General features: G+C 67.9%; 13 protein-coding genes. 9 read left to right on the top strand and 4 right to left on the bottom strand.

What is annotated here, in order from left to right:
- Positions 1 to 217: hypothetical protein (locus A9X03_RS01780; protein WP_068259397.1), on the bottom strand; the 217-nt coding region annotated here is incomplete at its 3' end.
- A gap of 85 nt (positions 218 to 302) precedes the next feature.
- Positions 303 to 2,129, bottom strand: coding sequence for an acyl-CoA dehydrogenase (locus tag A9X03_RS01775; RefSeq protein ID WP_068259395.1), 1,827 nt, complete (start codon positions 2,127 to 2,129; stop codon positions 303 to 305).
- A gap of 207 nt (positions 2,130 to 2,336) precedes the next feature.
- Between A9X03_RS01775 and trxA the strand changes: the two genes are divergently transcribed.
- The 4 genes from trxA to A9X03_RS01755 all read left to right on the top strand — a co-directional run bounded on the left by trxA (position 2,337) and on the right by A9X03_RS01755 (position 5,517).
- The gene (trxA, locus tag A9X03_RS01770) at positions 2,337 to 2,690 is read left to right on the top strand and encodes a thioredoxin (protein WP_067754068.1); all 354 of its coding nucleotides are present in this window, start codon (positions 2,337 to 2,339) and stop codon (positions 2,688 to 2,690) included.
- 55 nt (positions 2,691 to 2,745) lie between these two features.
- Positions 2,746 to 3,555 carry an enoyl-CoA hydratase gene (locus tag A9X03_RS01765; RefSeq protein WP_067275527.1) on the top strand — a complete coding sequence of 270 codons (810 nt, stop codon included), beginning with the start codon at positions 2,746 to 2,748 and terminating at the stop codon, positions 3,553 to 3,555.
- 21 nt (positions 3,556 to 3,576) lie between these two features.
- Entirely contained in the window at positions 3,577 to 5,214 is a 1,638-nt protein-coding gene (locus A9X03_RS01760; RefSeq protein ID WP_068259393.1) for an ABC-F family ATP-binding cassette domain-containing protein, read from the top strand.
- 93 nt (positions 5,215 to 5,307) lie between these two features.
- Positions 5,308 to 5,517, top strand: coding sequence for a helix-turn-helix domain-containing protein (locus tag A9X03_RS01755; RefSeq protein ID WP_067754059.1), 210 nt, complete (start codon positions 5,308 to 5,310; stop codon positions 5,515 to 5,517).
- 13 nt (positions 5,518 to 5,530) lie between these two features.
- Here the strand turns inward: A9X03_RS01755 and A9X03_RS01750 are convergent, their stop codons facing one another.
- Together A9X03_RS01750 and A9X03_RS01745 are read right to left on the bottom strand one after the other, a co-directional pair.
- Positions 5,531 to 6,112, bottom strand: a complete 582-nt coding sequence (locus tag A9X03_RS01750) for a TetR/AcrR family transcriptional regulator (RefSeq protein WP_067754056.1) — start codon at positions 6,110 to 6,112, stop codon at positions 5,531 to 5,533.
- Between the two features lie 12 nt (positions 6,113 to 6,124).
- Positions 6,125 to 8,941 (bottom strand): aconitate hydratase, encoded by a 2,817-nt coding sequence (locus A9X03_RS01745; protein WP_197504974.1) that lies wholly within the window; start codon positions 8,939 to 8,941, stop codon positions 6,125 to 6,127.
- Between the two features lie 368 nt (positions 8,942 to 9,309).
- Between A9X03_RS01745 and A9X03_RS01740 the strand changes: the two genes are divergently transcribed.
- The 5 genes from A9X03_RS01740 to A9X03_RS01720 all read left to right on the top strand — a co-directional run.
- The gene (locus A9X03_RS01740) at positions 9,310 to 9,858 is read left to right on the top strand and encodes a DUF6676 family protein (protein WP_067780605.1); all 549 of its coding nucleotides are present in this window, start codon (positions 9,310 to 9,312) and stop codon (positions 9,856 to 9,858) included.
- 239 nt (positions 9,859 to 10,097) lie between these two features.
- Positions 10,098 to 11,534, top strand: a complete 1,437-nt coding sequence (ripA, locus tag A9X03_RS01735; RefSeq protein ID WP_067754043.1) for an NlpC/P60 family peptidoglycan endopeptidase RipA — start codon at positions 10,098 to 10,100, stop codon at positions 11,532 to 11,534.
- Positions 11,535 to 11,559: 25 nt separating this feature from the next.
- On the top strand, positions 11,560 to 12,294 hold the full coding sequence (ripB, locus tag A9X03_RS01730; RefSeq protein WP_068259401.1) for an NlpC/P60 family peptidoglycan endopeptidase RipB: 735 nt from the start codon (positions 11,560 to 11,562) through the stop codon (positions 12,292 to 12,294).
- 163 nt (positions 12,295 to 12,457) lie between these two features.
- The gene (locus A9X03_RS01725; protein WP_067754041.1) at positions 12,458 to 13,591 is read left to right on the top strand and encodes a MoxR family ATPase; all 1,134 of its coding nucleotides are present in this window, start codon (positions 12,458 to 12,460) and stop codon (positions 13,589 to 13,591) included.
- A partial coding sequence (locus A9X03_RS01720; protein ID WP_156746443.1) for a DUF58 domain-containing protein occupies positions 13,588 to 14,008 on the top strand: 421 nt, incomplete at its 3' end. The genes A9X03_RS01725 and A9X03_RS01720, both read left to right, overlap by 4 nt.

The following is a 14,008-nucleotide window of genomic DNA, read 5'->3' as shown; positions in this document are numbered from 1 at the left end:
GAGAAACCTCGATGCCTGCCAGCTGTCCGACGCCCCGGCTCACCCGGTTAGCGGTCCTCACGGTCGCGGGGGTCACCGCGCTGTCCGTCGCCGCGTGCAGCTCGTCCAACAAAGCGAGCCCGACGACGTCGACGTCGACGTCCACCTCGGTGGTGACCCCCGCGACCGTGAGGACCGCTAACCGGGTGAGCCGGGGCGTCGGACAGCTGGCAGGCATCGAGGTTTCTCCAATCGTGGTGGGACCCAACGGAATGGGTATTACCAGTTGGAGCTGTAGCTAACCTGTGTGTAATGCGGCCTGGTCAGAATGCCTGGTCGGGCACGCGCATGACCTCGTCGTCGATGGACTCGATGACTTTGCGCAGGGACGTGAGCTTGGGCAGCATGTTCTTCGCGAAGAACGCCGACGTGGCCACCTTGCCCCGATAGAACGCCGCGTCGTTCCCGTCCGCGCCCGCCAGCGCGGCGTGCGCGATCGCGGCCTGCACCAGCAGCCGCCACCCGATGAGCAGATCGCCGACCGCGAGCAGATACCGCACCGATCCGAGCCCCACTTTGTAGATTTCGGTGGGATGCTGGGCGGCGGACATCAGGTACCCGGTCAACGCGCCCGTCATCGCCGTGACCTCGTCGAGCGCCGTCTGCAGCAGCTCGGCCTGCGGTTTGAGCGCCTCGTCGCACGCATCGATCGTCGCGGTGATCTGAGCCGTCACGAACTGCAGGGCCTCGCCGCGGTCGCGCACGATCTTGCGGAAGAAGAAATCCAGCGCCTGGATGGCCGTGGTGCCCTCGTAGAGCGAATCGATTTTGGAGTCCCGGATGTACTGCTCCAGCGGGTAGTCCTGCAGAAAGCCCGAACCGCCCAGCGTCTGCAGCGATTCCGTCAGGATCTCGTAGGCGCGTTCCGAGCTCACGCCTTTCACGATCGGCAGGAGCAGGTCGTCCACGCGGTGCGCCATCTCGTGGTTGGCACCCGAAACATGTTGGGCCACAGCGTCGTCCTGGTGCGCGGCGGCGTACATGTACAGGGCGCGCAAACCCTCGGCGTAGGCCTTCTGCGTCATCAGGCTGCGACGCACGTCGGGGTGGTGGATGATCGTGACCCGCGGCGCCGTCTTGTCGGACATCTGCGTGAGGTCGGCACCCTGCACCCGCTCTTTGGCGAACGCCAGCGCGTTCAGGTAACCGGTGGACAACGTGCCGGCGGCCTTGACGCCGATCGTCATGCGCGCGTGTTCGATCACGGTGAACATCTGCGCGATCCCGTTGTGCACGTCGCCGACGAGGTAACCGACAGCGGGCAGATCCGTTGCGCCGAAGGTCAATTCACACGTGGGGGAGGACTTGATCCCCATCTTGTGCTCCACCCCGGTGACGAACACCCCGTTGCGGGGTCCCAGTTCGAACGTTTCGGGGTCGAAGAGGTATTCGGGCACGTAGAACAGGCTCAGCCCCTTGGTTCCCGGGCCGGCGCCCTCGGGGCGCGCGAGCACGAGGTGGAAGATGTTGTCGGCGGTGTTGCCTACGTCGCCGCCCGAGATGAAACGCTTGACGCCCTCGATGTGCCAGGTGCCGTCCGGTTGCGCGATGGCCTTGGCGCGGCCGGCCCCGACGTCGGAGCCCGCGTCGGGCTCGGTGAGGACCATGGTGGCCGCCCAGCCGCGCTCCACGCCCTCGGCCGCCCAGCGCCGTTGTTCCTCGTTGCCCTCGACGAACAGGGCCTGCGCCATCAACGGGCCGAGGCTGAAGAAGTTCGCGGACGGGTTCGCGCAGATGATCATTTCGTTGACGCCCCACGCCAGCGGCGGCGGGGCGGCCATGCCGCCGATTTCTTCGTCCAGCATCAGTCGCCACCAGCCGGCCTCATTGATCGCCTGCACCGTCTTGGCCAATTCGGGCGCCACGCTGATGGCGTGGGTGGCCGGATCGAAGACCGGCGGGTTGCGGTCCGCGAAGGCGAAGGACTCGGCGACGGGGCCCTCGGCCAGGCGGGCGGCTTCGTCCAGGATCGTCCGCACCGTTTCCGCGTCGAGGTCGCTGTAGCGCCCGGTGCCCAGCACGGCGCCCACATCGAGCACTTCGAACAGGTTGAACTCGAGATCACGGACGTTAGCGATGTAATGGCCCAACGCGATTCCCTCACTGGTCCCTCGACGCGGCGGATCGTCCGCTCAGTGTCTCCGACGTGGGAAAACGTACGCAACCGTAACCTACGGACGGCGGCGGGCGGGTTACCCGCCGGTTGCGGCCGGGAAAAGCGGGTGCGGGGGCCTCGCGCAACCCCGGCCGGCTCCTCGCCCGGGAACACCACGTCGCGCCCCGGCGTTACAGCAAACGTGACCACACTCGATCTCACCGCTGAGAAGTTCAACGAAACCATCGAGGGCAACGACATCGTGCTCGTCGATTTCTGGGCGTCCTGGTGCGGGCCGTGCCGCCAGTTCGGGCCCACTTTCCAGGCCTCCGCGGAGAAGCACCCCGACATCGTGCACGCCAAGGTCGACACCGAGGCCGAACAGCAGCTGGCCGCCGCGGCCCAGATCCGGTCCATCCCGACCTTGATGGCCTTCAAGAAGGGCAAGTTGCTGTTCAACCAGGCCGGGGCGCTGCCGCCGGCGGCGCTTGAAGACCTGGTTCAGCAAATCAAGGCTTTCGACGTCGACGCCGCCGAGGCCGGCCAGGCCGAATAGCTCCGACGCCGCGGCTCACGCGGGGCGGGGCGCAGCTACACGCTAGGTTGCTTGGGTGAGTCTGGTACTGGTAGAGCACCCGCGGCCCGGTGTCGCGCTGATAACCCTCAATCGGCCTGAGCGAATGAATTCCATGGCGTTCGACGTCATGGTGCCGCTCAAAGAGGCGCTGGAGAAGGTCAGGTACGACAATTCCGTGCGCGTGGTCGTGCTGACCGGCGCCGGCCGGGGATTCTCCTCCGGGGCGGACCACAAGTCCGCGGGCTCGGTGCCCCACGTCGAGGGCCTGACCCGCCCCACGTACGCGCTGCGGTCCATGGAGGTCCTCGACGAGGTCATCCTGGGGCTGCGCCGCCTGCATCAGCCCGTCATCGCCGCGGTCAACGGCCCGGCGATCGGCGGGGGGCTGTGTCTGGCGCTGGCCGCCGACATCCGGGTCGCCGCGACCGGCGCGTATTTTCGCGCGGCCGGCATCAACAACGGCCTGACCGCCAGCGAGCTGGGGCTTAGTTACCTCCTGCCGAGGGCGATCGGCTCGTCGCGAGCATTCGAAATCATGTTGACCGGCCGCGATGTCACCGCCGAGGAGGCCGAGCGAATCGGGCTGGTGTCGTGCCAGGTGCCCGACGAACAGCTGCTCGACACCTGCTACGCGATCGCCGCCCGGATAGCGGCGTTCTCGCGGCCGGGAATCGAATTGACCAAGCGCACACTGTGGAGTGGACTGGACGCCGGTAGCCTGGAGGGGCACATGCAAGCCGAAGGCTTGGGTCAGCTGTTCGTTCGTCTGCTCACCGCCAACTTCGAAGAAGCGGTTGCCGCGCGCGCGGAGCGACGCCCCGCGGTTTTCACCGACGACAAGTAGCCACGACATCAGGGAGTAGATGTGATCACTGCCACGGACCTCGAGGTCCGCGCCGGTGCGCGCATCCTGCTCTCACCCGAAGGGCCGGACCTGCGCGTGCAGCCCGGCGACCGGATCGGGCTGGTCGGGCGCAACGGCGCCGGCAAGACGACCACCCTGCGCATCCTGGCCGGCGAGACCGAACCGTACGCCGGGTCGGTGCTGCGCGCCGGTGAAATCGGTTATCTGCCACAGGATCCCAAGGAGGGCGACCTCGACGTGCTGGCGCGCGACCGGGTGTTGTCGGCCCGCGGCCTGGACGTTCTGCTCACCGACCTGGAAAAGCAGCAGGCGTTGATGGCCGAGGTCGCCGACGACGAGGCGCGCGACCGCGCCATTCGCCGATACGGGCAGCTGGAGGAGCGGTTCGTGGCGCTGGGCGGCTACGGAGCCGAGAGCGAGGCCAGCCGCATCTGCGCGAGTCTCGGCCTGCCGGACCGGGTGCTGACGCAGAAGCTGCGCACGCTGTCGGGCGGGCAGCGGCGCCGGGTGGAGCTGGCGCGGATCCTGTTCGCCGCGTCGGAAGGCGGAGCGGGCGCTTCAGGTTCAGAGACCACCCTGCTGCTCGACGAGCCCACCAACCACCTGGACGCGGATTCGGTTGGCTGGCTGCGCGATTTCCTGCGCGCCCACACTGGCGGGCTGGTGATCATCAGTCACAACGTCGAGTTGCTCGCCGACGTCGTCAACCGGGTGTGGTTTCTCGACGCCGTGCGCGGCGAGGTCGACGTCTACAACATGGGCTGGCAGAAGTACCTGGACGCCCGGGCCACCGACGAGCAACGGCGCCGCCGTGAGCGCGCCAATGCCGAACGCAAGGCCGCCGCGCTGCGCACGCAGGCCGCCAAGTTGGGTGCCAAGGCCACGAAAGCCGTTGCCGCCCAGAACATGCTGCGTCGCGCCGACCGGATGATGGCCGCGCTCGACGAGGAGCGGGTCGCCGACAAGGTCGCCCGCATCAAGTTCCCCACCCCCGCCCCGTGCGGGCGCACGCCGCTGGTGGCCAAGGGACTGAGCAAGTCGTACGGGTCGCTCGAGGTGTTCACCGGCGTGGACCTGGCCATCGACCGCGGCTCGCGGGTGGTGGTCCTCGGCCTCAACGGCGCCGGCAAGACGACGCTGCTGCGACTGCTGGCCGGCACCGAGCAACCGGACACCGGTGGGCTGGAGCCCGGCCACGGCTTGCGGATGGGCTATTTCGCGCAGGAGCACGACACCCTCGACAACGACGCCAGCGTGTGGGAGAACATCCGGCACGCCGCGCCCGACACCGGCGAGCAGAATCTGCGAAGCCTGCTGGGCGCGTTCATGTTCAGCGGACCGCAGCTCGACCAACCGGCGGGCACGCTGTCGGGTGGCGAAAAGACACGGCTCGCGCTGGCCGGGCTGGTGGCGTCGACGGCGAACGTTCTGCTGCTCGACGAGCCGACGAACAACCTCGATCCCGCCTCGCGCGAACAGGTGCTCGACGCGCTGCGCAGTTACCAGGGCGCGGTGGTGCTCGTGACGCACGATCCCGGCGCGGCCGAGGCGCTTGACCCGCAACGGGTTGTGCTGCTGCCCGACGGCACCGAGGACTTCTGGTCCGACGACTACCGAGACCTCATCGAACTGGCCTGACTCCCGGGTGCTTTTCGTCCAAATCGGCCCGCGGCCGACGACGGGTTCCTACTCTTAGGTGCTTGCGATCGTGCTCAGCCGCGGAGGACATCCATGAAAAGGACACCGCAAAGGTCGAAGAAGACCCGCGAGGAGTTGTTGTCCGAGCTACGGAACGCCTACGAGGGCGGGGCCAGCATCCGCACGCTGGTCGCCTCGACCGGCAGGTCCTACGGATCGATTCACAGCCTGCTGCTGCAGGCGGGTGCCACGATGCGCAGCCGCGGCGGCCCGAACCGCACCGCGCGATCCGCACAAGTGTAGCGCCGCGGCGTCGCTACTCCTGCGGGCCAGAGTCGTTGCGGCGCACGGACTTTTCCACCAGGTCGAGCACCGCGGACAATCGCCGCGGATCCTCGCCTGACGCCAGCCGCGCCACCAGGCCGTCGAGCACCAACTCCAGATAGCACTGCAACACGTCGCCGGGAACGTCGTCGCGCACCCGGTGCGCCTCCTTCTGCCGGCGCAACCGGTCGGTTGTCGCCGCCGCCAGTTCCGCGGACCGCTCCGCCCAGCCGCGGCTGAACTCGGGGTCGTTGCGCAGCTTGCGTGCGATCTCGAGCCTGGTGGCCAGCCAGTCGAACTGGTCGGGCGCGGCGAGCATGTCGCGCATCACCTGGATGAGGCCCTCGCGCGACGCCACGTCGGCCATCCGCTCGGCATCCTCGTGCGCCAGCGCGAAGAACAGCGCGTCCTTGTCGCGGAAGTGGTGGAAGATCGCGCCACGCGACATCCCGATGGCCGTCTCCAGCCGCCGCACCGTGGCCTTGTCGTAGCCGTACTCGGCGAAGCAACGGCGGGCACCGTCGAGGATCTGGCGGCGGCGGGCCGCCAGATGATCCTCGCTGACTTTGGGCACAGGCGACGACGGCTACGACTTGAGCATGTTGCGCAGCACGTACTGCAGGATGCCGCCGTTGCGGTAGTAGTCGGCCTCCCCGGGCGTGTCGATGCGCACCACCGCGTCGAACTCGACGGCGTCCTTGCCATCTTTAGTCGCCTTGACGTGCACCGTCTTTGGCGTCTTGCCGTCGTTGAGCGCCTCGATGCCGGTGATGTCGAACACCTCGGTGCCGTCCAGCCCCAATTCCTTGGCGGACTTGCCCTCGGGGAACTGCAGCGGGATCACGCCCATGCCGATCAGGTTGGAGCGGTGGATGCGCTCGAACGACTCGGCGATCACCGCCCGCACGCCCAGCAGCAGCGTGCCCTTGGCGGCCCAGTCCCGAGACGAACCGGAGCCGTACTCCTTGCCGCCCAGCACCACCAGCGGAATGTTCTGCGCCGCATAGTTCTGCGCCGCGTCGTAGATGAACGCCTGCGGGGCACCGTCCTGGGTGAAGTCGCGGGTGTAGCCACCCGAGACGTCGTCGAGCAACTGGTTGCGCAGCCGGATGTTGGCGAATGTGCCGCGAATCATCACCTCGTGGTTGCCGCGCCGGGAGCCGAAGGAGTTGTAGTCCTTGCGTTCGACGCCGTGCTCGTCGAGGTACTGCGCGGCCGGGGTGCCCGGCTTGATGGCGCCCGCGGGGGAGATGTGGTCGGTGGTCACCGAGTCGCCCAGCAGCGCCAACACCCGGGCGCCCGTGATGTCACCGACGGGCTCGGGCTCCGCCGCCATCCCCTCGAAGTACGGGGGCTTGCGGACGTACGTCGAATCCTGGTTCCACTCAAACGTATTGCCACTCGGGGTGGGCAGGTTGCGCCACCGCTCGTCGCCCTTGAAGACGTCAGCGTAGTTCTTGGTGAACATCTCCTGGCTGATCGCCGAGGCGATGGTGTCCGAGACGTCCTTCTGCGACGGCCAGATGTCTTTCAGGAAGACGTCGTTGCCGTCCTTGTCCTGACCCAGCGGCTGCGACTCGAAGTCGAAGTCCATGGTCCCCGCCAACGCGTAGGCGACCACCAGCGGCGGGGACGCCAGGTAGTTCATCTTCACGTCGGGGTTGATGCGGCCCTCGAAGTTCCGGTTGCCGGACAGCACCGCGGACACCGACAGGTCGTTGTCGTTGATCGCCTTGGAGATCTCGTCGGGCAGCGGGCCGGAGTTCCCGATGCACGTCGTGCAGCCGTAGCCGACCAGGTAGAAGCCGAGCTTCTCCAGATACGGCCACAGGCCGGCCTTGTCGTAGTAGTCGTGGACCACCTGGGAGCCCGGTGCCATCGTGGTCTTCACCCACGGCTTGGACGCCAGCCCCTTCTCGACGGCGTTGCGGGCCAGCAGCGCCGCGCCCAGCATCACCTCGGGGTTGGAGGTGTTGGTGCACGACGTGATGGCCGCGATCACCACCGCGCCGTGGTCGAGCTCGAACTCGCCTCGGTCGTCGGAGCGCACCCGAACCGGGTTGCTCACCCGGCCCTTGGCATGTGCCGCAGCCGATTCGAACTTCGGGGCGTCGTCGGCGTGGCCGTTCTCCAGCGCGCCGGGGTCGCTGGCCGGGAAGGACTCGTCGACGGCCTCGTCGAGCTTGGAGTACTCCTTCTTGTCGGGGTCGTCGCCGACGTAGTCGCCGATCTGCGCGCGGAACGTGGATTTCGCGTCGGACAACGCGATTCGGTCCTGCGGGCGCTTCGGTCCGGCGATCGAGGGCACCACGTCGGACAGGTTGAGTTCGAGGTACTCGGAGAAGGCCGGCTCGTGCTTCGGGTCGTGCCACATGCCCTGCTCTTTGGCGTACGCCTCGACCAGGGCGAGCTGCTCGTCGGAGCGGCCGGTGAACCGCAGGTAGGAGATGGTCTCCTCGTCGATCGGGAAAATCGCGGCGGTGGAACCGAATTCGGGGCTCATGTTGCCCAGGGTGGCGCGGTTGGCCAGCGGCACCTCGGCCACCCCCTCGCCGTAGAACTCGACGAACTTACCGACCACGCCGTGCTTGCGCAGCATCTCGGTGACGGTCAGCACCACGTCGGTGGCGGTGACGCCGGCCTGGATCTCACCGGTCAGCTTGAATCCGACGACGCGCGGGATCAGCATCGACACCGGCTGACCGAGCATCGCGGCCTCGGCCTCGATGCCGCCGACGCCCCAGCCCAGCACGCCCAGGCCGTTGACCATCGTGGTGTGCGAGTCGGTGCCCACGCAGGTGTCGGGGTAGGCGACCCCGTCGCGGTCCATCACCACGCTGGCCAGGTATTCGATGTTGACCTGGTGCACGATGCCGGTGCCTGGCGGCACCACCTTGAAGTCGCGGAAAGCGCCCTGGCCCCAGCGCAAGAACTGGTAACGCTCGCCGTTGCGCTGGTACTCGATCTCGACGTTGCGCTCGAAGGAGTCGGGGGTGCCGAACAGGTCGGCGATCACCGAGTGATCGATCACCAGGTCGGCGGGCGCCAGCGGGTTGACCTTCTCCGCCTTGCCGCCGAGGTCGCCGATCGCCTCGCGCATGGTCGCCAGGTCGACGATGCAGGGCACGCCGGTGAAGTCCTGCATCACGACCCGGGCGGGCGTGTACTGGATCTCAATGCTGGGTTCGGCCTTGGGATCCCAGTTCGCGATGGCCTCGATGTGGTCTTTGGTGATGTTGCTGCCGTCCTCGTTGCGCAGCAGGTTCTCGGCTAGGACTTTGAGACTGTAGGGGAGTTTCTCGGTGTTGGGTACGGCGTCGAGACGATAGATCTGGTAACTCTTGTCGCCGACCTTGAGGGTGTCGCGCGCTCCGAACGAGTTCACAGAATCTTCTTTACTCACTTCAACTCCCAAGGATTTAGTTCTTCCGCCGACGGGCCGTGCCGGCGGTGCGGTGCTACTTTAACAGTACGCTTGTCCTGCATTACGGCGGGGCGCCCGTAGGTCCAGTCTTGTCGCGTAGGCCGACGGTTTAAACCCCTCGGGGCGGACTCTCTCGGAAGCGCCGTGACCGCGTGCCCGGGCGCGGCGCCGGGCGGATGCTCTCGAAACATAAACCTCGCACACCCGCGCCGGCGTGTCGTGTGCGTGGTTTATGTGTCGTGACCGCAAGGGCGGCGCGGCTTGCGGCGAGGCCGGCCCGCCCGCCGGGCGGGCGATCGCGAACCCGCGTCGCGTACGGTGCCGGTAGCACTAGTCAGGGAGGCGAAATGACCGGGCACGAATCCTTCGTCCTGCCGCTCTACATTCCGCAAGACGTCGACATGGCCGCGATCAAGGCGCAGGTTGCCGCCGACGGCGTCAGCGCGCCGGCCGCGGCCCTGCCCGAGCTGCTCGATGTGGTCAACCAGGCGCGCGCACACGGCATCAACCTCAAGATCGTGCTGCTCGACCACAACCCCCCGAACGACACCCCGCTGCGCGACATCTCGACCGTGGTCGGCGCCGACTACCACGACTCGACCGTCCTGACGCTCAGCCCGAGTTACGTAGGTAGCTACAGCACACAATTCCCGCGGGTCACGCTGGAGGCCGGCGAGGACATCGCCAAGACCGGCAACCCGGTGGTCTCGGCGCAGCATTTCGTGGGCGAGCTCGAGGGCCACGAATTCCCGTGGACGGGCCTCACCATCTTCCTGCTGCTCGCGGTCTTCGCGGCCGCCGTCGGCACCCGCCTCCTGCAGCTGCGCGCCAGGCGATCAGCAACTCCGTCGGATTCGGCGGGGGCGCAGGAAGTGACGCCGACGAACACGGCCTAGCCCCGCTTTCCGGCGCGACAGGTCCCGCCGGCCACTCCCTCATCGGCCGCTGCGGCAAACCCGGCAGGTCACCGTTCGGTCACATTAAACGCACGTCAAGAGTGCGATTTCTGTGGAGCGTTTGCACGCCCAATAGTGTGACGTACGGTGCAAATGATGCTGGTGTTGTCTTTGGCGCCTCTTGAGAGCCCTGTGGCCGGCGCCGCCCGTCGCGTTGAGCCGTAGGAGACCTGAGTCGAATGAGACGCACACGCCGGGGCTCCGCTGCGCAACCGGTCGCGAGGCTCGTCCGGCCGGTCGTGCCATCAGTCGTGAGCGTGGCCCTGCTGCTCTGTACGCCCGGGCTCGCCCAAGGTGACCCCGCCGCCGACAGCCTGGCCGGTCTGATCGCCAACGTCGCGAAGGCGAACCAGCGCCTGGAGAATCTGAGCGCCGAAATCCAGACGGAACAGGAGAGCGTCAACAAAGCCCTGGTGGACGTCGAGACCACCCGGGACAACGTCGCCGCGGCCCAACGCGACCTCGAGACCAGCCAGCAGGCGGTCAAAGACGCCAACACCGCGATCGCCGCGGCGCAACAGCGGTTCGACACGTTCGCCGCCGCCACCTACATGAATGGCCCGTCGAGCAGCTACCTGACCGCCACCAGCCCAGACGAGATCATCGCCACCGAGGCCGCCGCGAAGACCCTGTCCGCGAGCTCCCAAACGGTGATGACCAGGCTGCAGCAGGCGCGAACCGAACAGGTGAACAAGGAATCGGCGGCTCGGCTGGCCAAGCAGAAGGCCGACAAGGCCGCCGCCGACGCCAAAGGCAGCCAGGACGCCGCGGTGGCGGCGCTGACCGATTCCAAGCGCAAGTTCGACGAACAGCGCGAACAGGTCACCCGGCTGGCCGCCGAACGCGACGAGGCGCAGGCGAAACTCGAAGCCGCCCAACGGCAGTGGTCGACCGGCCCGGGCGGTCCCGCCACCCCGAGCTCGGGCGACCGATGGGAGACCGGCTCGCCCGGGGCGCCGGCGCCGCACACCGGGGCCCGCCGCTGGGACGGCGCCTGGGACCCGACCCTGCCGATGATCCCGAGCGCCAACGTCCCCGGCGACCCGATCGCGGTCATCAACCAGGTGCTGGGGATCTCGGCCACCTCGACGCAGGTCACCGCCGGACTGGGCCGCAACTTCCTGCAGCAGCTCGGCATCCTCAAGCCCGACGACACAGGCATCACCAATGCCGCCCCCGGCGGGACTTCCGGGCGGATCCCGCGGGTGTACGGCCGGCAGGCCACCGAATACGTGATCCGGCGCGGCATGTCGCAGATCGGCGTGCCGTACTCCTGGGGCGGCGGCAACGCCGCCGGGCCCAGCAAGGGCATCGACTCGGGCGCCGGCATCACCGGCTTCGACTGCTCGGGCCTGGTCCTGTACTCGTTCGCCGGGGTGGGCATCAAGCTGCCGCACTACTCGGGCTCGCAGTACAACCTGGGCCGCAAGATCCCGTCCTCGCAGATGCGCCGCGGCGACGTCATCTTCTACGGCCCCGGCGGCAGCCAGCACGTCACGATCTACCTCGGCGACGGGCAAATGCTCGAGGCCCCCGATATCGGGCTGAAGGTCCGCGTCGCGCCGGTGCGCACCAGCGGCATGACGCCCTACGTGGTCCGCTACATCGAGTGGTGAACGAATGAAAATCGAACGGGGAGCCATGCGCCGCAAGCGGATTCGCCTGATCAACCTCGCCTGGATCACCACCGTGGTGACCGGGCTGATGTTGTCGGTCGCCGCCCCGGCGCCCGTCGCCGTGGCCGACCCCGGCGCCTGGGACCCCACCCTGCCGGCGACGATCAGCGCGGGCGCCCCAGGCGACCCGCTCGCCGTCGCCAACGCGTCGCTGCAGGCCACCGCCCTGGCGACCCAAACGACGATGGACCTGGGCAGGCAGTTCCTGGGCGGCCTCGGAATCAACATCCTGGGGGATCCCGCTCCCACTGCGGCAAGCCCCACCAACCCGGGCGGCAAGATCCCGCGGGTCTACGGCCGTCAGGCAATCGAGTACGTCATCAAGCGGATGGGCTCGCAGATGGGCGTGCCCTACTCGTGGGGCGGTGGCTCGCTGGACGGCCCGAGCAAGGGCGTCGGCGACGGCGCGAACATCACCGGTTTCGACTGCTCGGGCCTGATGCGGTACGGCTTCGCCGGCGTCGGCGTCCTGATTCCCCGGTTCTCCGGTGACCAGTACAACGCCGGCCGGCACATCCCACCCGACCAGGCGCGGCGCGGCGACCTGATCTTCTACGGCCCGAACGGCGGCCAGCACGTGACGATGTATCTGGGCAACGGCCAGATGCTGGAGGCGTCCAGCCTCGCCGGTCACGTCACCGTCAGCCCGGTTCGCAAGCCCGGCATGACGCCGTTCCTGACTAGGATCATCGAGTACTGATCCAGGTTCGTTGCTGGGCGGGTCGCCCGGCTGGATGCCGGGGGCGAACCACCAGCGTCGACGGAATCCGGCGGGCCTGGAATAGTTGGACGCGGGCACGTCGCGGCCCCACGACAGTGGTGGTGCAAGCAGTCGTGTCCGAATGAGCTGTGGAGGGTTATTGATGACAGCAGCAGGTGGGCCGCCTCAGGGCGCCAGCGGTTACTCGGGCCCGGGTGGTCCTGCCGGCTCGCCGGCCCATGAGGCGCCGTCGGGCGGTGGTAATGGCCTGGCCGCGGAGGTGCACACGCTGGAGCGGGCCATCTTCGAGGTCAAGCGGATCATCGTCGGCCAGGACCAGCTCGTCGAGCGGATGCTGGTCGGCCTGCTCTCCAAGGGCCACGTGTTGCTCGAAGGTGTCCCAGGTGTGGCCAAGACCCTGGCCGTCGAGACCTTCGCCAAGGTGGTGGGCGGCACGTTCGCCCGCATCCAGTTCACGCCCGACCTGGTGCCCACCGACATCATCGGTACCCGCATCTACCGGCAGGGCAAGGAGGAGTTCGACACCGAGCTCGGCCCGGTGGTGGTGAACTTCCTGCTCGCCGACGAGATCAACCGTGCGCCTGCCAAGGTGCAGTCGGCGTTGCTGGAGGTCATGCAGGAACGCCAAGTGTCGATCGGCGGCAAGAGGTTCCCATTGCCCAACCCGTTCCTGGTGATGGCCACCCAGAACCCGATCGAGCACGAGGGCGTGTACCCGCTCCCCGAGGCCCAGCGGGACCGCTTCCTGTTCAAGATCAACGTCGGCTACCCGTCGCCCGAAGAAGAGCGGGAGATCATCTACCGGATGGGTGTGCGGCCGCCCGAGCCCAAGCAGATCCTCAACACCGGCGACTTGTTGCGGCTGCAGGACATCGCGGCTAACGGCTTCGTGCACCACGCGCTGGTCGACTACGTGGTGCGCGTCGTGACCGCCACCCGCCATCCCGAGCAGCTTGGCATGAACGACGTCAAGACGTGGATCTCGTTCGGTGCGTCCCCGCGCGCCTCGCTGGGCATCATCGCCGCGTCCCGCTCGCTGGCGCTGGTGCGTGGCCGCGACTACGTGATTCCGCAGGATGTCGTCGATGTCATTCCCGACGTGCTGCGGCACCGCCTGGTGCTCACCTACGACGCGCTCGCCGACGAGATCTCGTCGGAGATCGTCATCAACCGGATCCTGCAGACGGTCGCCCTGCCTCAGGTCAACGCCGTTCCGCAGCAGGGGCAGTCGGTGCCCCCGGTGATGCAGCCCGCCGGCGCGGCTAGCGGTCGGTGACCGACCCCAAGCAGCCGGCGGTGCCACACCCGCCCTCGATGCAGCGCGGGCAGATCGTCGACCCGAAGCTGGCGGCGGCGCTGAGGCAACTCGAGCTGACGGTCAAGCGCAAGCTCGACGGCGTCCTGCACGGTGACCATCTCGGGCTGATCCCGGGACCGGGCTCCGAGCCGGGCGAATCGCGCGAGTACCAGCCCGGTGACGACGTCCGGAGGATGGACTGGGCCGTCACGGCGCGCACCACGCACCCCCACGTCCGGCAGATGATCGCCGACCGTGAGCTGGAGACGTGGCTGGTGGTCGACATGTCGGCGAGCCTCGATTTCGGCACCGTGGGCTGCGAGAAGCGCGACCTGGCCGTGGCGGCAGCTGCCGCGATCACGTTCCTCAACAGCGGCGGCGGCAACCGGCTCGGGG

It is taken from the genome of Mycobacterium sp. E1715, from assembly GCF_001667625.1.
In the GTDB taxonomy this organism is placed as follows: Bacteria; Actinomycetota; Actinomycetes; order Mycobacteriales; family Mycobacteriaceae; genus Mycobacterium.
This window is presented reverse-complemented; position numbering and strand designations above follow the sequence as displayed.

Coding starts and splice junctions, on each gene's coding strand:
- A9X03_RS01755 (WP_067754059.1), top strand. CDS start 5,308: ATGAAAAGGACACCGCAAAGGTCGAAGAAGACCCGCGAGGAGTTGTTG.
- A9X03_RS01740 (WP_067780605.1), top strand. CDS start 9,310: ATGACCGGGCACGAATCCTTCGTCCTGCCGCTCTACATTCCGCAAGAC.
- ripB (WP_068259401.1), top strand. CDS start 11,560: ATGCGCCGCAAGCGGATTCGCCTGATCAACCTCGCCTGGATCACCACC.
- ripA (WP_067754043.1), top strand. CDS start 10,098: ATGAGACGCACACGCCGGGGCTCCGCTGCGCAACCGGTCGCGAGGCTC.
- A9X03_RS01725 (WP_067754041.1), top strand. CDS start 12,458: ATGACAGCAGCAGGTGGGCCGCCTCAGGGCGCCAGCGGTTACTCGGGC.